Annotated in this window: 19 protein-coding genes and 1 pseudogene; 9 read left to right on the plus strand and 11 right to left on the minus strand. The window is 68.9% G+C overall.

Annotated features, from left to right (window positions below; all coding sequences use genetic code 11):
* From Q1K70_RS13700 to Q1K70_RS13710, 3 genes and pseudogenes are all read right to left on the minus strand, one after another.
* Positions 1-241, minus strand: a pseudogene (locus tag Q1K70_RS13700) (hypothetical protein); the annotation flags it as partial.
* 132 nt (positions 242-373) lie between these two features.
* Positions 374-1,942 carry an alkaline phosphatase gene (locus tag Q1K70_RS13705; RefSeq protein WP_300160683.1) on the minus strand — a complete coding sequence of 523 codons (1,569 nt, stop codon included), beginning with the start codon at positions 1,940-1,942 and terminating at the stop codon, positions 374-376.
* A gap of 328 nt (positions 1,943-2,270) precedes the next feature.
* Complete coding sequence (locus Q1K70_RS13710) at positions 2,271-2,459, minus strand: hypothetical protein (RefSeq protein WP_300160685.1); 189 nt, start codon at positions 2,457-2,459, stop codon at positions 2,271-2,273.
* 449 nt (positions 2,460-2,908) lie between these two features.
* Here Q1K70_RS13710 and Q1K70_RS13715 point away from each other — a divergent pair, with 449 nt between their 5' ends.
* The 5 genes from Q1K70_RS13715 to rbr all read left to right on the plus strand — a co-directional run bounded on the left by Q1K70_RS13715 (position 2,909) and on the right by rbr (position 6,224).
* Positions 2,909-3,820 (plus strand): hypothetical protein, encoded by a 912-nt coding sequence (locus Q1K70_RS13715; protein ID WP_300160687.1) that lies wholly within the window; start codon positions 2,909-2,911, stop codon positions 3,818-3,820.
* Positions 3,821-3,910: 90 nt separating this feature from the next.
* The gene (locus tag Q1K70_RS13720; protein WP_300160689.1) at positions 3,911-4,501 is read left to right on the plus strand and encodes a TlpA disulfide reductase family protein; all 591 of its coding nucleotides are present in this window, start codon (positions 3,911-3,913) and stop codon (positions 4,499-4,501) included.
* A gap of 79 nt (positions 4,502-4,580) precedes the next feature.
* Positions 4,581-5,186, plus strand: coding sequence for a redoxin domain-containing protein (locus tag Q1K70_RS13725; RefSeq protein ID WP_300160691.1), 606 nt, complete (start codon positions 4,581-4,583; stop codon positions 5,184-5,186).
* A gap of 46 nt (positions 5,187-5,232) precedes the next feature.
* A complete protein-coding gene (locus tag Q1K70_RS13730) occupies positions 5,233-5,550 on the plus strand; it encodes a carboxymuconolactone decarboxylase family protein (protein WP_300160693.1) in 318 nt (105 codons plus the stop codon).
* 98 nt (positions 5,551-5,648) lie between these two features.
* Positions 5,649-6,224, plus strand: a complete 576-nt coding sequence (gene rbr / locus Q1K70_RS13735) for a rubrerythrin (RefSeq protein ID WP_300160695.1) — start codon at positions 5,649-5,651, stop codon at positions 6,222-6,224.
* Positions 6,225-6,368: 144 nt separating this feature from the next.
* On the opposite strand, the gene Q1K70_RS13740 is transcribed toward rbr, so the two are convergent.
* Complete coding sequence (locus Q1K70_RS13740; RefSeq protein ID WP_300160697.1) at positions 6,369-6,644, minus strand: cysteine-rich small domain-containing protein; 276 nt, start codon at positions 6,642-6,644, stop codon at positions 6,369-6,371.
* Between the two features lie 81 nt (positions 6,645-6,725).
* Here Q1K70_RS13740 and Q1K70_RS13745 point away from each other — a divergent pair, with 81 nt between their 5' ends.
* The 4 genes from Q1K70_RS13745 to Q1K70_RS13760 all read left to right on the plus strand — a co-directional run bounded on the left by Q1K70_RS13745 (position 6,726) and on the right by Q1K70_RS13760 (position 11,465).
* Entirely contained in the window at positions 6,726-8,018 is a 1,293-nt protein-coding gene (locus tag Q1K70_RS13745) for a hypothetical protein (protein WP_300160699.1), read from the plus strand.
* Between the two features lie 300 nt (positions 8,019-8,318).
* Positions 8,319-9,668 (plus strand): GAF domain-containing SpoIIE family protein phosphatase, encoded by a 1,350-nt coding sequence (locus Q1K70_RS13750; RefSeq protein ID WP_300160701.1) that lies wholly within the window; start codon positions 8,319-8,321, stop codon positions 9,666-9,668.
* Positions 9,665-10,741, plus strand: coding sequence for a LysM peptidoglycan-binding domain-containing protein (locus Q1K70_RS13755; protein ID WP_300160703.1), 1,077 nt, complete (start codon positions 9,665-9,667; stop codon positions 10,739-10,741). The genes Q1K70_RS13750 and Q1K70_RS13755 overlap by 4 nt, the downstream gene beginning before the upstream one ends.
* A gap of 139 nt (positions 10,742-10,880) precedes the next feature.
* Positions 10,881-11,465 (plus strand): hypothetical protein, encoded by a 585-nt coding sequence (locus tag Q1K70_RS13760; RefSeq protein ID WP_300160705.1) that lies wholly within the window; start codon positions 10,881-10,883, stop codon positions 11,463-11,465.
* Positions 11,466-11,587: 122 nt separating this feature from the next.
* Here the strand turns inward: Q1K70_RS13760 and pgl are convergent, their stop codons facing one another.
* Genes pgl through Q1K70_RS13795 form a run of 7 tightly spaced genes read right to left on the minus strand, consistent with a single transcriptional unit; the run spans position 11,588 to position 18,475 of the window.
* The gene (gene pgl, locus Q1K70_RS13765) at positions 11,588-12,310 is read right to left on the minus strand and encodes a 6-phosphogluconolactonase (RefSeq protein WP_300160707.1); all 723 of its coding nucleotides are present in this window, start codon (positions 12,308-12,310) and stop codon (positions 11,588-11,590) included.
* Positions 12,307-13,851, minus strand: a complete 1,545-nt coding sequence (zwf, locus tag Q1K70_RS13770) for a glucose-6-phosphate dehydrogenase (protein WP_300160709.1) — start codon at positions 13,849-13,851, stop codon at positions 12,307-12,309. The genes pgl and zwf overlap by 4 nt, the downstream gene beginning before the upstream one ends.
* Positions 13,851-14,768 (minus strand): phosphogluconate dehydrogenase (NAD(+)-dependent, decarboxylating), encoded by a 918-nt coding sequence (gene gnd, locus Q1K70_RS13775; protein ID WP_300160711.1) that lies wholly within the window; start codon positions 14,766-14,768, stop codon positions 13,851-13,853. Before gnd ends, zwf begins: the two co-directional genes overlap by 1 nt.
* Positions 14,765-15,496 (minus strand): TVP38/TMEM64 family protein, encoded by a 732-nt coding sequence (locus Q1K70_RS13780; RefSeq protein ID WP_300160713.1) that lies wholly within the window; start codon positions 15,494-15,496, stop codon positions 14,765-14,767. The genes gnd and Q1K70_RS13780 overlap by 4 nt, the downstream gene beginning before the upstream one ends.
* A gap of 13 nt (positions 15,497-15,509) precedes the next feature.
* A complete protein-coding gene (locus Q1K70_RS13785) occupies positions 15,510-16,859 on the minus strand; it encodes a deoxyribodipyrimidine photo-lyase (protein WP_300160715.1) in 1,350 nt (449 codons plus the stop codon).
* A 36-nt stretch (positions 16,860-16,895) separates the two neighbouring features.
* Positions 16,896-17,681 carry a nucleoside triphosphate pyrophosphohydrolase gene (gene mazG, locus Q1K70_RS13790; RefSeq protein ID WP_300160717.1) on the minus strand — a complete coding sequence of 262 codons (786 nt, stop codon included), beginning with the start codon at positions 17,679-17,681 and terminating at the stop codon, positions 16,896-16,898.
* Positions 17,678-18,475, minus strand: a complete 798-nt coding sequence (locus Q1K70_RS13795) for a CvpA family protein (protein ID WP_300160719.1) — start codon at positions 18,473-18,475, stop codon at positions 17,678-17,680. Before Q1K70_RS13795 ends, mazG begins: the two co-directional genes overlap by 4 nt.
* Between the last annotated feature and the right edge of the window lie 124 nt (positions 18,476-18,599).

Consider the following 18,599-nt stretch of genomic DNA (forward strand, 5'->3'; position numbering starts at 1 on the left):
GCTGCTCGCCCTCGCGCACGATGCCGTACTGGTGCACGTGCGCGTCGTCCACGGCCAGCACCCTGGCCGTCACCTGCACCGCGTCCGGGGGCAGGCGGTCCGCGAAGCCCGTGGGCCAGTACCACAGCGCCAGGCAGCACACGGCCCCGGCCAGGGCGAACACGGCGTCGCGGCGCGCCCGGACGCGTCGCGACGGCGCGGTGGCGTCTTGCCTCGGCCAGGGACAGGCATCCCCTGGCATCGATTCCACACCTCAAACGTATTGTGGGGCCGGCCGCGCTCTCCGCGACCGACCCCACATCAAAAGTTCCCTTTGACGGGGTGGTCCAGGAGGGGCCCGAGGCCCCTCCTGGCCGCCGGAGGCATTTCTTCCTCAATTACTGGCCACGGCCTTCTGGCCGACCACGGCCATGAGCCTTTTGGCCAGGTCGGTGTTGTCGTAGTAGCCGGCGAAGGCCTGCGCTCCCGGCCCCATGGCCGAGGTGACCACGGGCACGCCGGTGTGGGAGTAGCTGGTCCAGGCCAGGCCGGCCTTGTTGTCCAGGATGTGGGTCAGCGCGATGGTCAGGGGTTCGTAGCCGCCGTAGGCCCGGTAGTCCATCTCGTCGCCCTTGTCCTTTTCGCCCTGCATGCTGCGGGCGAACGCCTCCTTGACGGCCACGAGCTCGAACTCCTTGAGGTACATGCCATGGGCGTCGGCCGGGGAGGTGTCGTCCTCGGTGGGCTTCGGCGCGGCCTTCATGGCTTCGAGGTCGGCTGCCGTGGGCACGGCGAGGCCGAAGCTCTCCTGGATCATGGGCGCGACGTCCTCGAACCTGGCGCTGCCGGCGTCGTGGGTCTTCTTGTATTCCTTGAGCGCGGCGGTGAACTTGAGGAACGACTCCTTCTGGTGCTTGAGGTAGTCGTAGTAGTTGCCGTAGCGGGTGCCGGCAAAGCCCAGGGTCAGGCCGCCGCATTCGTGGTCGCCGGTGACCACGACGAGCGTCTCGTCGGGGTGTTTCTCGGCGAAGGCGACGGCCTTGGCCACGGCGGCGTCGAAGGCCAGGGTGTCGTGGATGGAGGCGGCGGCGTCGTTGGCGTGGCAGGCCCAGTCGATCTTGCCGCCCTCGACCATGAAGAAGAAGCCTTTCGGGTTGTCCAGAAGCTCGATGCCCTTGGCGGTGTAGTCGGCCAGGGACAGCCCGGCCTTGTCGCCGTCCAGGGCGTAGGGCAGGGCCTTGTCGTGGTCGAGCTCGGGGTTGAGGGCCATGAGCTTCGTTCCGGGCTTGGCGTCCCGAACGGCCTGCGGGTCGCTGGTCACCTGGTAGCCGGCGGCCTTGATGACCTCCATGGCGTCGGCCTTCTCGCCTTCCTTTTTCGACTTCTTGCCGGCCGGGTCCTTGAAGCCGCCGCCGCCGAAGTAGTCGAAGCCGCTCTTGGCCACGTCCAGGGCGATCTCGTAATAATTGTTGCGGCTTTCCTGGTGCGAATAGAAGCAGGCCGGAGTGGCGTGGTCCAGGGAGACGCTCGAGACCACGCCGACCCTGCGGCCGCTGTCCCGGGCCATCTCGGCCATGGTGGGCACGGGCTTTTTGGCCCCGTCCACGCTGATGGCCCCGTTGTAGGTCTTGACGCCGGCGGCCAGGGCGGTGCCGGCCGCGCCGGAGTCGGTGATGATGGAATTGAGGGAATACGTGGTGGTCAGGCCCTGGGCGGGCATCCTGTTCATGGCCAGCTTGACGATGCCGGGCTCTTTTTTGCCTTCCCTGGCGGCCAGGAAGTATTCGGCGGCGCTGCGCTGGGCCATGGCCAGCCCGTCGCCGATGAAGAGAAAGACGTATTTGGGCGCGGGCCCGGAATCGGCGCGGGCCACGGCGGCGGCCAAGAACAGGGCGGCCAGCACGAGCCAGGCCACGCGGTTGATGGCGGCCGCGGCAAAGGGCGGCATGGCGTATCGGCGCATGGTGGGTGTTCCTCCGTTGACGGTTCTCGGCGACCGGGTAAACCCGCCCGTGTGACGCCCTCGTGGCGGGACCGTGGCGTTTGCCGGGCCGCGCCCGCTGGCCGGGCGGACGCTACAGGCGTACAAGGCGCGAAACGGTTTGTGAAGGAGCTGCCGGCCATCAACCGGAAGCCGCCATAGCGGGGCTTCGATCAGTCCCTTTGCGGTGGCCCGAAACACGCTGACGGCCACGGCGGCCTCAGCTGCGGAGCCGTGGCCGCGGGCGACATCATCGCGGACCTGTCCCGGGCCATGGACAGGGCCGGCATCGCCTGGGGACCCGGCGCGCCTACCATCGGCCCCGTTCGAGCAGGCCCCGTCGCAGCAGTTCCCGCTCCTTGTAGAGGTCGAAGTCGAAACAGGGGCTGCGCGGCCGCTCCTTGCGCTTGCGGGCCCGGAAGTAGACGACGCCGCCGACGACGACCGCGTCCACGAGGAAAATGACGAACAGCAGCCATGCTGTGGAAAGGCCGGACATGGTTTCCTCCTCCCGCCGATCTTGCTCCCGGGCCGAGGCGAAGCCTCCGGCCTGCGCCGGCCCCGGCCGGCGGCGTGACGATGCGCCCGAAACGGCGCGAAAAAGGCGCAAACAGGGCCGGGAGCGCAAGGCGCGGGGCCGGCGGTCGCGAGCATGCGCCGCCAGCCCCGCCGTGGCCGCCACGGCGGGAGAGGCGCGGGACGCAGCCCGGAAATGGCCGCCAAGGGCCGCTTCCGGTCCGTCCCGTCGGATGGGATCCTCCTCCCCGATTTCGTTATGCAGCCGGGGGCGGCGAGAAATAAATAGGTTTTCCCTGTGTTTGTGGCCACAGTAAACCACAGGAAACTGCAGGGAAGGCAAAACCGTCATCGGGGAGGGGCTTTACAGCCGTCGGCAGGTTTGTCACAGGAAAATTCTTTCAGAAACGTCAAAAACCGACGCGAGGCTCCATGGGCACCGCCTCGAAAACCGGCCGGCCGGCCAAGCTGCGCAACGCCGTTGCCGGCGAGCACCTGCGTCAGGCGCTCAAGGCGCTGGGCAAGACGTGGCGCAAGAACGTCAACGATCCCGACCACGTATTCAACTGGGACGCCTGGAAGGCCTGCGGCCTGCCGCGAAGCCCCACCACCATCGACGCGGACATGCGCCTGGGCGTGCCCGAGGAGCGCCTCGGAGCCTACGCCCAGTGCCTGGCCATCTCGCCGCGCACCCTGGTCTCGCCCGGCACGGACGTCCGCGCCGCCCTGGGCCTGGCCCGCCCGGCGCGCCATGCGGCCACGGCCGCGCCGGGGCTGGGGCTCGGGCCGACGTTCACGGAAGACTATCTCGGCTACAACGCCCCGGCGGCCATGCGCCGGCTTTTCGACCTCGTGGCCGGCGTCTACCGCATCCGCTACGTCCTCTCCATCACCGAAGACGTGCACGCCTGCGCCTTCTGGTTCGCGGCCGCGGAAAACCACCGTCTCCTGGGGCACGGATTCTTCGTCCGCTTCGGCCTGGACAACTTCTTCCGGGCCAGCACCTTTCGGTGGCACAACAACCTGCACACCCTCTATCTGTGCGACAACCAGAAGGAACTCGGCCACCTCCTGTTCGTCGACCCCCTGCGCCACAACCTCGTGGCCAGGCGTTCCCCTTTCTGGTTGCGCGGCCACGGCGTCACGGACAGCGGCCTGGCCGACAATGCGCCCGTGGCCATGACGTTTCGCATGGACCGGTTGGAAACGCCGCCCGGGCTTTCCCCGGGAGACCTGTGGGACCGGGAATGCGAGGCGGTGCGCCGCCGGCCGTGCTTCGCCTCGGACGAGCCGGAGCACGCGGCGCTGCGGGCGGCCGTGACCGCGCCGGAACATCCCTCTTGAGCCGTCGGGCTTTGCCTGGCGGCCAAAGATGCTTATGACAACGGATCGGCGATCCACCGCCGGTCACGGCACCCTTTCCCTGGAGGACGCATGAAGCGCCTGTTTTGCCTGCTTGTCGTCGCCTGCCTGGCGATGCTCTCCGCCGCCCCGGCCCTGGCCGTGGAGGCGTCCGAAGCCCCGGGGGCCAAGCCCCTGGCCGTGGGCAGCGCCTTCCCCGACGTGACCCTGGTCGGGGAACTCTCGCCCGAGGCGGCGGCCTCTCTCGGGCTCGCCCCCGGTCCGGCGCGCGCCTCCCTCAACAGCCTGCGCCCGGAAGTCCTCGTGTTCGAGGTGTTCAGCATGTACTGCCCGTTCTGCCAGAAGGACGCCCCCTCGGTGAACGCGCTAAACGAGCTCGTCGCCAAGCGCGGCCTGTCCAACCGGATCGCGGTCATAGGCGTCGGCGCGGGCAACTCCGCCACCGAGGTGGAGGTCTTCCGCAAGACCTTCGCCGTGCCGTTCCCGCTTTTCGCCGACCCCGACTTCGCCGTGCACGGCCAGGTGGGGAAGGTGGGCACGCCGTTTTTCTACGTGCTCAAGAAAAAGCCCGATGGCGGCTATGTGGTCGCCGGCGCAAGCCTTGGCGTCATGGATTCGCCGGCGGAGTTCCTGTCGCGGATCACGCGGGCGGCGGGCATCTGAGTCGATGTTTTTTTGGTGCGCCCGTCTTGATTTGGAAAACGATTCTCCATAAGCTGCGTGGACAGCAGAGGGTACGGGGATGACCACAACCTGGATCGGGACCGCGCTGGCGGTTTTCTTGTGCGTGGCGCCGGCGTTTGCTTCGCATACGCCGAGCGAGAGCCTGATCGACAACGTCTGTCCGGTCGGGCCGCTGCCGCCGACGGACAGCAAGCTGGCCGTGGCCGTGGGCCAGCCCATGCCCGATTTCGACCTCCCGGCCGTGGGCGGCAGTCATGTTCGGCTGTCGGACTACCTGGGCAAGAAGAACCTGGTCTTGTCCTTCGTGCCGGCGGCCTGGACGCCGGTGTGCTCGGGCCAGTGGCCGGGCTACAACATCGCGCGCCAAGTCTTCGAGGACAACGACGCGGCGCTGATCGGCATCTCGGCGGACAACATCCCCACGCTCTACGCCTGGACGAAGCAGATGGGCTCGCTCTGGTTCCCCGTGGCCTCGGACTTCTGGCCCCACGGCGATCTGGCCAAAAAGCTCGGCATCCTGCGCGGCGACGGCACCATCGAACGGGCGCTTTTTGTGGTGGACAAACAAGGCGTGATCCGATTCATTGACGTCCATGACATCAACACGCGCCCGGACCTTGGCGAACTGATCCAGGCCATGGAGCGCGTGCACGAGGGGCAATGACGCATCGCCGCGAGGCGGCGGCAACGGCACAGCAAGGAGCAGCACCATGCCCGATGCATCGCTTCCACGCCATTACGAACGCCTGACCCGCAATTACCCCCGTTTCATGGCCGCCCTGGAATCCGTGGCCGTCGCCGCCCGCGAGGCCGGTCCCCTGCAGGAGAAGGTCCTGCATCTGGTGCAGATGGGCGCGGCGGCGGCGCGCGCCATGGAGACCGGCGTGGCCAGCCATGCCCGACGAGCCGCCCGGGCCGGCGCGACGCCGGCGGAAATCAGCCAGGCCCTGCTGGCGCTGACGCCGACCATCGGCTTTCCCGCCGTGGCGGCGGCGCTCAAGTGGGCCGAGAAGAACATCGACGAGTAGACAAGTGCGGCGACCTTTCAGGAAGAGGCCGTGTTGGCAAGGTAAACAGGACTTGAAAGCAACAGTGCCCTCGAAATGCGCGAATGTGGAGGTTGTGCATGAAACCGCTCAAGGGATCGAAGACCGAAAAGAACATCCTGACCGCCTTTTCCGGCGAGTCCCAGGCCAGGAACCGCTACACCTACTTCGCCTCCAAGGCGAAAAAAGAAGGCTACGAACAGATTTCGGCCATTTTCACCGAAACCGCCGACCAGGAGAAGGAGCACGCCAAGCGGCTGTTCAAGTACCTGGAGGGCGGCGAGGTGGAGATCACGGCCGCCTTTCCGGCCGGCGTGATCGGCGACACCGTGGCCAACCTGCGCGAGGCCGCCGGCGGCGAGGCCTATGAAGAGGACGACATGTATCCGTCCTTCGCCACCGTGGCCAAGGAGGAGGGCTACCCCGAGGTGGCCGCCACCTTCGAGCACATCGCCAAGGCCGAGGGCTTCCACAAGCGCCGCTACGCCAAGCTGGCGGACAACATCGAGGCGGGGCTGGTGTTCAAGCGGCCGTCCAAGATCCTGTGGCGCTGCCGCAACTGCGGCTACCCCATGGAAAGCGACCACGCTCCGGACAAGTGCCCGGCCTGCGAGCATCCGCAAGCCTATTTCGAGATCGCGCCCGAGAACTGGTAGATCCTGCCTTCATCCGGACCGCGCCGCCAGCGGGCGCGGTCCGGTTTCATACGGCCGCCGCTTCCGCCAAGCGCGGCCTTCCCCGCCGTTGCCGCCGTCTGATTCCCTCGATCCGGTTCCTTCGGCGTTCCGCGTCCGGCCGTCTCAGGGCGTCGGCGTCTCGCCGGCCGCCCGGCGTCGCTGGTCCGCCTCTTCGCGCAGCCGAGCCAGGATCTCGTCGTAGCCTTCCGGCCGGTGGGGCCGCAGGCAGGGCGTGCAGTCCTTGACGCCGTGGCGCGTCTCGTGGTCGCCGCCGCAGTCCTTCAGGAAATAGAGCGGACAGAAGCAGAACAGGCAGTTGAAGGCGGTCGGGTCGGCCCCGGCATGGCAGGGGAAGTAGCGGCAGGCGGTGTTGGCGAAATAGCGGTGGCTGGCGTCCATGACGGCTCCTCGGGGCTTGTGGGCACGGGGCTTGCAATCCCTCTTTCGCCCTAGATCGACCACGAAACACCGGGAAGCCCCATGGCCATACAGACCACCTCCAACGCCGCCGGCGACGTCTTCAAGAAAGCGGCCTCCCTTGCCCCCGGCACCAGCCGGACCGGCAAGGATTCCCGTGTTTTCGCGACCATGCTCAAAAGCGGCTACGGAATCAACGGGGAGGTGGGCAAGTCCGCCGGCAAGGCCATCCCCCGCGAAAACATGATCACGGGCCTGGAGATGCTCTCCTCGGGCTCGGGCACGGACCAGGACGCGGCCATGGCCATGCTCGGCTACGACACCGGAGCCAAGGGTTTGACGCAGGGACAGGGGGGCCTGGACAAGTTCCAGGGCAACGCCCTGGCCACCCTGTCGCGCCTGGCCATGGAGCAGGCGGCCACCGACAGCGGCTCGTCGCGGGCCGAGCCGGCCAGGGCCCCGACCGTGGCCGGCGGCGGCTACAGCGTGCGTCAGGCCGTTGACAAGTCCGCGGTGCGCATGGCCGTGAGCCCGGGCGCCCGCCATCCCGACGACCTCGGCCACCTCGACCGGGTCGCCGGAGCCGGCGCTTCGGGCGGGTTCACCAAGCGCGAGGAGGAGCTCCTGCTCGCCGCCGCCGGCGCGGAGAACATCCTGGCCGAGACCGGCCGCGTCGAGGCGGCCAAGGCCGAGGCCGCGGCCACGCGCAAGGTGCTGCCCTCCACCATCCAGCACAAGGCCGGAAGCCTGAGCGCCCAGTACGAATCCAACAGCGAGATCGACTACATCGGCTACGACAGCCGCGGCGGCACCTCCTACGGCCAGTACCAGATCGCGGCCAAGACCGGCACCATGGACTATTTCATCCGGTTCCTGGAGGACAAGGCCCCGGACCTGGCCGGCCGCCTCAAGGCCGCCGGCCCGGCCGACACCGGTGGCCGGACCGGGCGCATGCCCGCCGTGTGGAAGGACATCGCCGCCGCCGATCCCAAGCGCTTCGAGGCCCTGCAGCACGAATTCATCCGTTCCAACAACTACGCCCCGGCGGCCAAGAGCATCGTGCTGACCACGGGCGTGGACGTGACCAAGCGCTCCTACGCCCTGCGCGAGGTGCTGTGGAGCACGGCCGTGCAGCACGGCCCCTACGGCGCGGAGCGCATCTTCTCCCAGGCCATCGAGAAGGCCGAGAACTCCACCGGTCGCCAGGATTTTGACAGGGCGGTCATCGAGGAAGTCTACCGTCTGCGCGGCCAGAAGTTCTTCCGCCACAACAAGCGGGTGCGCGAGGCGGTCCAGTCGCGCTTCCGCGACGAGAAGACCACGGCCATCGCCCTGCTCGACGGCGCTCCCGCGTAGGCAGGGGGAAGGTGGCCACGGGGGGGAAGCCTCCGGCGGCCAAGGGGCCGCGGTCCCTTGGAACCCCGGGAAGGTTCCCCGGTCTGTTCCCAGGGACGGCCGCTTCCCCGGCGGACGGAGCCGTCGCAAAAACCTTCCTCGCCCTGGCGCTTGGGCGCGGCCCATGCCGGCCTTGCCCCGTAACCCCGCCCTTTCCCGGGGCGACGCAGGCGGGGCGGGCGATTTCTTTTTCTCACTTCCCGACTTTGCCCCGCAACCGCTTTTCATGTAGGGGGGAGGCATGAACAGCCGAGGCGCCCCGTGACGGGGCAGGGTTGCGCCGAAGCCGCGCGCCTGGACGAGCGCCTAAGCGCGCTGACGCGCTGCTTCGCCCTGTCGCGCCTGGTGACGGAATCCCTGGAGCTCTCCGAGGTCCTGGAGCGCATCATGACCACCTCGCGCCAGGCGCTGCGGGCCGAGGCGGCGAGCCTGCTCCTGGTGGACGAGGCCCCGGGACCGGACCAGGGCGAGCTGGTCTTCACCGTGGCCCAGGGGCCGGCCTGCCGGGATCTGCGGGCCGGCTTCCGCCTGGCCCCGGGCGAGGGCGTGGCCGGCTGGGTGGCGCAGCGGGCCGAACCCGTGCTCCTGGTCGACGTCTACGCCGACCCCCGCTTCAACCCCGAGGTGGACCGGCTCACGGGCTACCGCACCCGGACCATGGCCTGCGTGCCGCTGCTCTACCGGGGCCGGGTCATCGGCGTGGCCCAGTGCATCAACAAGGAAGACGGCGGGGCCTTCACCGCCGACGACATCGAGATGTTTTCGCTCCTGGCCGCCCAGGCCGCCGTGGCCATCGTCAACGCCCGGCTGCACGGCGAGGCCCTGGCCAAGCAGCGCATGGACTTCGACATGGAGCTGGCGGCCGGGGTGCAACAGAGCCTTTTGCCGCGCGGCGCACCGTCCGTGCCCGGGTTCGACGTGGCCGGGGTGAGCCTGTCCTGCGACGCCACGGGCGGGGATTACTACGATTTTCTGCGCCCCGGCGGCGGGGAGGAAAACGGCGACGTGCTGCTCGCCGCCGTCGGCGACGTGACCGGCCACGGCATCCAGGCCGCCCTGCTCATGACCACGGTGCGCGCCTTTTTGCGGGCGCGCCTGCTCGCTCCGGGCCAGCCGGCGGACATCGTCTCCGACGTCAACCGGCTGCTCGCCGACGACACGGGCGACAGCGGCCGGTTCATGACCCTTTTCCTGCTGGAGCTCGACGGCGCGCGCCGGGCGGCGCGCTACGTCCGGGCCGGCCACGATCCGGCCCTGCTCTACGATCCCGGCGCGGACGCCTTCACGGAACTGGCCGGCCGGGGCATTCCGCTCGGCATCGACGCCGACTGGCGGTATGAGAACTACATGGTGCCATGGCTGCCGGACGGGGCGATCCTCGTGCTCGGCACAGACGGCATATGGGAAGCGCGCGGGCCGGGCGGCGACATGTACGGCAAGGACCGGCTGCGCCGGGCCGTGCGCGCCGCCGCGTCCGCCGACGCTGCGGGCGTGGCCCGGGCCGTGCTGGACGATCTGGCGGCATTTCTGGACGGCGGGCCGCGCCATGACGACGTGACCCTGGTCGTGGTCAAGGCGTCGGCGGCCGCCGGCGAAAAGGAGGTTGCATGACTTACGGGAAAATGCTGGCGCTGGCCCTGGCGCTGGGGCTCGCCCTTGGCGGCTGCAGCAAGGAGGACCCCCAGGCCTTCGACAAGGTCGATCACAACAAGGACGGCAAGGTCATCTTCGAGGAACTCATCGTGGTCTTTCCCGACCTGACGGTGGAGGAGTTCCTGGCTGCCGACGCCGACCGCAACGGCGCCCTGGACGCCAAGGAATACCAGCGCCTGCGCGAGGCCCGGGCCGCCGGCAAGAAGCTCGACGCCAGCTCGACGCCGCCCGCGCCGACCGAACCAGCCAAGGTCCCGGAACCGGCCAAGGCCCCCGAGGCGGTCAAGCCCGCCGAACCGGTCAAGGCTCCCGAGCCGGCCATGCCGGCGGAGCCCGCCGCGCCGGCCAAGGCTCCGGAAGCCGCCGCGCCCGCCGCCCCGGCCGCGCCCGCCGCCGCTACGGCCCAGCCGACGCCGCCGGCCGAGGCCGAGGAGACCGTGGAAGTGGTGTCCGTCGCGCCCGAGCAGGCCGCCGCGCCCGCCAGGCAGACCTACACCGTGGCCCGGGGCGATACGCTCTCGCGCATCGCCAAGAAGTTCGGCATCACGCCCAAGGACCTCATGGCCGCCAACAACATGAAAAACGCCGACCACCTGGAGGCCGGGGCCGAGATCGTCATTCCGGGCAAGGACGGCGCGTCCGTCGCGCCGGCGAAGGCCACGCCGCCGGCCGTGGCCGAGCTGGTGACCGGCTTTTTCGAGAAGAGCGGAAAAGGCGACGTCAACGGCCTGCTCGACTACTATGGCGAGACCGTGGACTATTACAAGAAAGGCAAGAGCGGCAAGGACATCGTGCGCCAGGACAAGGCGGATTACTTCCAGCGCTGGCCCGAGCGCAGCTACACGGCCAAGCCCGCGCAGGTGGAAACGTTGCCCGGCGGCGACCTGCGCGTCACGGTTCCGACGAACTTCACCGTCAAAAAGGGCGACAAGGCCGTCCACGGCCAGGCGAAGTTCACCTTCCTGCTGCGCCCGGCCGGCTCCGGCTACCGCATCGTGGGGGAGCAGAGCGTGGTGACGGAAAGGAAGTGACCCCGGACGGGGCATGCGATCACGGGTAACAAGCCGGAAGGCCCCGCCTTCCGGCTTTTCTCGCCAAACGGTCCGGGACGGCGGCAGGTTTTTCCCGGCACCATTCTTGCTTGTTTCATGGCGGCCACAGGAGGGCGTCATGGACATCACCACCAGCTACGACAGCCTGACCAATCTGCTCAACATCACCCAGGGCACGACCGCGGGCATCGCCACGGGATCGGCTTCCGGCAACACGACCACCACCAGCGACACGTCTTCTTCCAGCAAGTCCGACACCGCCACCTGGTCGAGTATCGCCAAGGCCCTGTCCGAGAGCGATTCGGAATACGTCAGTCCCATCCTGCAGCTCAAAAGCCAGAACGAGGCCCTGCAGCAGCAGTTGACCCAGACCCTGGCCAGCAAGTTCGAGGAAGCGGGCATCGACACCAGCCAGACCATCACCCTCAAGCAGGACAGCGACGGCAAGGTCGTGGTCGCCAACGACCATCCGGACAAGGAGGCCATCGAGTCGCTGTTCGCCGACAACGACGTGCTCACCCAGGCGTTCTCGCTCCTGGCCCAGAACAGCGCCTCGCTCAAGAACATGACGGTGAGTCAGGCCAACGCGCGGATACGCACGAGCGGCTACGCCGCCTACCTCAATCAGCTCAACAGCGACGCCGGGGCCGGTGACTTCGCCATGAGCCTGCTCGGCGATTCCGTGGCCACCTCCTTCAGTTGATGCCGTGTCGTCGAAATTCGTGAGAACGAACTTCGACCACCACGTGTAGTGCTCGTTAGCGCCGCTGAAAATGCTCCCCTGTTTTCAGCGATCGCCACGCCGGTCTTCCATCCCCTTTCACTTCATCCTTCGGCCACGAGCCAGGTCAGTTCGCCTTGTCCCGGGCGCACCAGCGACGCCGGCACGGCCGGATCGGGCGCGTCGGCCAGGGCCTTGGCCAGGGCCTGCTCCCTTCCCTTGGTCGCGGTCAGGAAAAGCACCCGGCGCGCCGCGTTAAGAAGCGGCAGCGTGAAGGTCAGGCGCGGCACGCGCGGCTCGACCAACGTCGGGGCGGGCACGGCCGCGACCAGGCGCTCCCTTTCCGTCAGGGCCGGACTGCCCGGGAAAAGCGAGGCCGTATGCCCGTCCGGGCCCATGCCGAGCAGGATCAGGTCGAAGCGGGGGATCTCGTGCGGGCCGGCGCCCAGGACCTCGCGGATCTCGGCCTCGTAGGTCTCGGCGGCCAGGGCGGCCGGGCGCACCTCCACGGGCATGGGCCGGATGTTGCCCACGGGCACGGGCGTGGGGGTAAAAAGGATGGGCGCGACCGTGCCGAAGGTGTTGCGCCGGTCGGCCACGGGCACGAGGCGCTCGTCGCCGAAGAAGAAGAGCGTGGCCTCGAAGGGCGCGCCGTAGCCCTCCCGGGCCATGGCGGCGTAAAGCGCCAGGGGCGACGAGCCGCCCGAGAGGGCCACGGCGAAGCGGCCGCGCCGGGCCACGGCCTCGTGGGCGGCCTCGCGGACCGCCTGCAAGGCCGCCACGGTCAGGGCGGCCGCGTCGGAGAAGCGTCGGATGTCCCTGGTCATGGCGTCAGCCCATGGGCCTTCAGCAGCTTGCCCGCCTCCTGCGGTCCCCAGGAGCCGGCCTTGTAGAGGAAGAGCCGCCTGGGGTCGGGATCGCCCAGCATGGGGGCCAGGAACCTCCAGCACAGCTCCACCCCGTCCTGGCGCCAGAAAAGCGTCTGGTCGCCGAGCATGCAGTCCAGCAGCACCTTGGCGTAGGCCGGGAGTTGCGGCCCCTCGTAGCCCTGGTAGTAGTTGAAGTTCATGGTCACCGAGCGCAGGCACATGGGACCCGGGGCCTTGGCCTGGAAGGTCAGGCTCACCTGCTCGTCGGGCTGGATGCGCAGCATCAGCCGGTTGGCCTGGATATGGTCGCCGAAGATGTCCCGGAACATGGAGAAGGGCACGGGCTTGAACTGCACGGCGATCTCCGTGCGCTTCTCGGGCAGGCGCTTTCCCGAGATCATGTAGAACGGCACGCCCTGCCAGCGCCAGTTGTCCAGGTAGACCTTCATGGCGGCGAAGGTGGGGGTGAGCGAATCGCCGGGCACGCCCTCCTCGTCGAGATAGGCCGGAGCCCTGGCGCCGTCGTAGACGCCCGAGGCGTACTGGCCGAGCACCAGATTCTCGGCCAGGTCGGTCCGGGTGAAGGGGCGCAGCGCCCGGAACACCTTGGTTTTCTCGTCGCGCACCAGTTCCGCCTCGAAAAGCGAGGGCGGCTCGATGGCGCAAAGCGAAAGCAGCTGCATCATGTGGTTCTGGAACATGTCGCGCAGCACGCCGAAGTGGTCGTAGTAGGAGGCCCGGTGCTCGACGCCGATGGCCTCGGCGGCCAGGATGCTCACGTAATCCACGTAGCGCCGGTTCCACACCGGCTCGAAGATGGCGTTGGCGAAGCGCAGCATGAGGATGTTCTGCACGGTCTCCTTGGCCAGGTAGTGATCGATGCGGAAGATCTGGTGTTCGGAGAACCGGGTGTGCAGGGCCTGCTCCAGGACCTGCGCCGTGGGCAGGTCGCGGCCGAAAGGCTTCTCGATGACCAGGCGGGCGTGGCCTTTGCCCTCGTCGGCCAGGCCGGCCATGGCCAGGTTGACGGCGATGGCCTCGTAGGCCGTGGGCGGCACGGCCAGGTAGAAGACGCGGTCGCCGCCGAGGTTCTCGCGCTCGGCCAGGGCGTCCAGGAAGCCGGCCAGCTCCGTGAACGAAGCCGGTTCGTCGTAGTGGACGCGCTGGTAGGTCAGGCGCGGGGCCAGGGCCTCCCAGACCTCGGGCGCGACCCCGCCGTGGGCGTCCAGGGCGTCGCGCATGCGCTGGCGGAAGGTCTCGTCGTCAAGCGCGGTGCGGCTGGCCCCGACGATGGCGAAGCGCTCGGGCATGTTGCCCCCGGCGTAGAGCGCGGCCAGGGCCGGCATGAGCATGCGGCCGGCCAGGTCGCCCGTGACGCCGAAGATGACGAAGGTGACCGGGGCCTCCACGGCGTCGAAGCGGCAGGCGGCGTCCGGGGTGGGGTTCTTCGGGCGGCCGAGCACCACCTCGGCCAGGGCCGGGCTTTGGGCGTCCGCCATCAGCCTTCCCTCCTTTTCACGGCGTGGCCGCCGAACTGGTTGCGCAGGGCGGCCAGCACCCGGTCCTGGAAGGAGTTGTCCTGGCGCGAACGGAAGCGCTCGAAAAGCGACATGGTGATGACCGGCGCGGACACGGCCGTCTCCACGGCGGCGGCCACCGTCCAGCGACCCTCGCCGGAGTCGTCCACGTAGGGCTTGAGGCTCTCCAGGCGCGGGTCCTCGGTGAAGGCGCGCTGGGCCAGCTCCAGCAGCCAGGACCGGACCACCGAGCCGTGGTTCCACAAATCGCAGATGGCCGGGAAGTCGAGCTTGTCCCCGAACTGGGAGGCGGCCAGGATCTCGAAGCCCTCGGCGTAGGCCTGCATCATGCCGTACTCGATGCCGTTGTGGACCATCTTGGTGAAATGCCCCGAGCCGATGGGGCCGGTGTGCAGGTTGCCGCCCGGGCCGGTCAGCACGTCCAGAGCGGGTTGAAGGGGGGCGACCACCTCGGGTTCGCCGCCTATCATGATGCAGTAGCCCTCGGCCAGGCCCCAGATGCCGCCGCTGACGCCGGCGTCGCAGTAGCGGATGCCCAGTTTGCCGGCGGCCTCGTGGCGGCGCTGGTCGTCGCGGTACATGGTGTTGCCGCCGTCGATGATGGTGTCGCCGGGGGAGAGCAGGGGCAAAAGCTCGTCGATGTGCTCGTCGGTGGCCGCGCCGGCCGGGAGCATGAGCCAGACCAGGCGCGGCGCGGGCAGCGCCGCCACCAGGGCGGCGAGGGTCTCGGCCGCGCTGGCAGTTTTCCCTTCCTCGGCTGCGAAGTCCTTGGCCTTTTGCACCGTGCGATTGTAGGCCACGACCTCGATGCCGCCCCTGACCAGGCGCCGGGCCATGTTGAGCCCCATGCGACCGAGGCCGATCATGCCGATTTTCATGACGTTTCTCCGCGAGATGTTGGGCCCTTGCGGGCGGTTCGGGCGCGACGGGCGCGCGCCAGGGCGACGGCTTTTTTGGCCGCCAGGGGGAACAGGCCAAGCAGCGCGAAGGACACGAGAAGCGCCGGGGAGACGATGCCGGCCAGGGAATCCAGCCGGCCGAGCTGGGCCCCGGCGTTGACGTACACGGCCGTGCCCGGGAGCATGCCGACCTGGGACACGGCGTAGAAGGTTGTAAGCGGCAGGGCGGTCAGCCCCATGGCCGCGTTGACCACGAAGAAGGGGAAAAGCGGGATCAGGCGCAGCGTGAAGAGGTAGAAGGCCCCCTCGCGGCGGATGCCCTCGTCGATGGCCTTGAGCTTGCCGGTCAGCCGCCGGGCGATGGCCTGGCGAAAGAGCGTGCGGGCCAGGGCGCAGGCGGCCGTGGCCCCGATGGTGCTGGCGAAGGACACGACGACAAGGGTCAGCCAAAAGCCGAAGAGCGCCCCACCGGCCAGGGTCAGCACCGTGGCCCCGGGCAGGCTCAGGGCGGCCACGAGGACGTAGAGGACGAAATAGCCGGCCAGGAAACGCCCCGGCGCGGCGGCGTAGGCGGCGGCCAGGGCCTCGCGCGATTCCTTGAGAAAGGAGAGCGTCAGGTACTTGTCCAGACCGAAGCCGAAAAAGGCGGCCGCCAGGGCCAGGACCAGGGCCAGGAGCAGGATTTTTCCGATGCCGCCGCGCGTCATGCGCACGCCTCCTTCAGGAAAAACGCGTGATGTAGGCGTCCACGTCGAATTTGCGACGGCAGCCCCGTTCGTTCATGTAGCGCACCTGGCCGAATACGGGCCGCTCGGCCCAGGGCCGGTCATGGAGCCCGCCCACGGACCAGAGCACCCCGACCAGGCCGCTGGGGTTCCGGCCGTCCAGGGCGTAGCGGTCGTTGAGGTCAAGCGCCGTGGCCAGGGCCTGGCGCGGCGTGGGCGACCATTCGAGGATCTTTTTCGCCCAGTACATGCGCATGTAGCCGTGCAGCCGCCCGGTGCGGGTCAGCTGGCGCTCGGCGGCGTTCCACAGGGCGCTGTGCGTGGCCGCCGCCTCGAAGGCCTGCGGGGAATAGACGTAGGGCCTTGCGTCGTCGGCGTGGTCGGCCAGGGTCTTTTTCGCCCAGTCGGGCAGGGCCTCGTACGGGTCGCCGTCCGGTGTGTGCAGGCGGAAGTTCTCGGCCAGCTCCCGGCGCACCACCAGTTCCTCGAAAAAGGCGTCGGCCCCTTCCGGGGCGCGCGCCTTGGCCTCCAGGGCGGCCAGGGCGGCGCGCTGGGGCGCGAGCTGGCCGAAGTGGAAGTAGGGCGAGAGGCCGGAGGTGGCCCCGGCGTTGGGGTCGTTGCGCCGGGCGGCGTACTCGCCCAGGCGATCGGCGACGAAGGCGCGAAGGGCCTTTCGCCCGGCCGCCGGCCCCGGAACGACGTCCGGGACCGGGGCGGGTTCGGCGGCGGCCGCGACCGAGGCCCCGGCCGCCGGCCAGTCGACGGGGGCGAATCCGGCGAGGTTGGTCGCCGGGAAGGCCGCAAGCTCGGGAAAGGGCTCCAGGAATTCGGACAGCAGGCGATGGATTTTCGGACGCAGGGTGGCGGCGGCCCACTCGCGTTTGTCCGAGGCCCGGCGGCAGGGAACCACGTTGTGGGCGTCCACCTCCACGAGGGGGCAGGCCCCGGCCTCGGCCACGGCGGCCAGCCAGCGGCCCTTGACCGGCATGGGGTCGAAGTCGGCGACGCAGACACCGGCCGAGGCGGCGCGCAGGAAGTCCGGCACGGTCGTCGCCGGGTCGCCGGGCAAAAGGACGAGGGGGATGCCAGCCGCGCGCAGGTCGGCCTCGGTTGCGGCTAGGCCGCGCAGCAGGAAGTCGTAATGCCGCCGGCTGGCTCCGGGAAAGGCCGGGGCCAGGGCGAAGACGACGCAAAGCGGCGCGCCGGCGTCCCTGGCCAGGTCGGCCGCGTGCAGCAGCGCCCAGTTGTCGGCGGCGCGCTGCTCCCGGTGCATCCAATAGACCACGGGCCCGGATTTCCGGGCCGCGCCGGCAAGGGGCGTCACGCGGGCGGGATGGACCAGCATGATGCCCTTGTAGGCGGTCGGGCGGCCGGTGGCAAGCTAGGACGCGGCTTTGGCTTCCTCCCACAGGGCGTTCTTGGCGGTCATGTCCAGGGCGTCGAGGTCAAGGCCCCGTTGCCTGGCCAGGCGCTCCATAACCTTGTAGCGGGTCAGGAACTTGGTGTTGGCCGCGTCCAGGCAGGCGTTGGCCTTGAGCCCCAGGCGGCGGCCGTATTCCGTCAGGGTGAAGAGGTAGTCGCCGAACTCCTCGGCCATGGCCGCGGCGTCGCCCGAGGCCACGGCCTCCCGGAACTCGGCCTTCTCGGCGTCGAGGCTCGCCTTCATGGCCGCGTCCGTCTCCCAGGTGAACCCCGAGCGCGCCGCCTTGGAGTGGATGCGGTAGGCTTTGAGAAGCGACGGCAATCCTTTGGGCAGGGAGGCGTAAAGTCCGGTGTCCTTCTCCTTTTCCGCCCGTTTGATGCGCTCCCAGTTGCGCAGGAGCTCCTCGCGGTCGGCCACCTTGAGGTCGCCGAACACGTGCGGGTGACGCCGGATCATCTTGGCCGCCGCCGTCTCCAGGGCCTCGGCCAGGCTGAACCGCTCCATCCTCTGCGACAGCGTGGCCACGAAGAGGAGCAAAAACATGACGTCGCCGAGTTCCTCGGCCGTGCCCGGGGCGTCGTCCGAGCGGATGCAGTCCACGAGTTCGAAGGATTCCTCGATGATGTAGTCGCAAAGGGTCTGCGGGGTCTGGGCCTTGTCCCAGGGACAGCCCTCGGGGCCGAGCAGGGCGTCGAGCACGCCCTGCAGCTGCGCCAGGGCCTCGGCCGGGTCTTTTCCGTTCATGGCTTCTTCTCGGTGTTCTCGGCCTTGCCGGCCGTCTTGTCGGTGGAAGCGGCTTTGGGCTTCTCGCCGGATGCGTTGTCGTGCCGCTCCTTGGCGGGTTCGGCCTTGGCCTTTTTCTCGGGGGCCTTCTTTTCGTCGCCCCCCTTGGCCTTGTCCGCCGACGGCTTGCCGTTTTCGCTTTTCTTCTCGGCTTCGGCCTTCTTCTCGGGTTCGGGCTTCTTTTCCGGCTCGGCCGGCTTCTTGTCCGGCACGATTTTTTTCTCCACCGCCGCCTTGACCGGGTCGACGACGTCCTTGCGGCCGAACTTGCGCAGCTTTTCGTTGATGTCCGGCGGGATGTAATTGGCGAGCCTGCCGCTGACCTTGTCCAGCACCGGCACCAGCAGGGAGCCCTTGAGGAAGTCCGGGTTGGGCGAGGCCAGATGGATGAGGAAAAGCAGCGCCGCCGTGAGCACCACGCCCTTGCCCACGCCGAAGAAGCCGCCGAAGAAGCGGTCCGCCCACTGCGTCATGGTGATCTTGACCATGCCCGACACGGCCAGAGCCACGAACCACACGGCCAGCAGGGTGACGGTGAAGATGAGGAGATAGGCGGCCGTGCCGGCGTAGTTGCCGGAGATGTATTCGGTCAGGTGCGGGGCCAGGGCCTTGTGATAGGCCCCGGCGCAGTAGAACCCGAGCACGATGGCCGCCAGGGATCCGGCTTCCTTGACCAGCCCGCGCAGATAGCCCCGGATGCCGAAAAAGAGCCAGACGATGGCCAGGGAAAGGTCGGCGATGTTGAGCGTGGGCATGGAGCTCCGGGGGGTTGCGGTTGGCTTGGGGCCTTGCGCTCCCGGGTCTTAGCAAATGGCTCCCCAAAAACCAAGGGAACCCGTTGGCCCCGTCCCGGGCGGCTTGTGGGGCGGGGGGGAAGCG

The organism is Solidesulfovibrio sp. (genome assembly GCF_029978005.1).
GTDB lineage: Bacteria > Desulfobacterota > Desulfovibrionia > Desulfovibrionales > Desulfovibrionaceae > Solidesulfovibrio.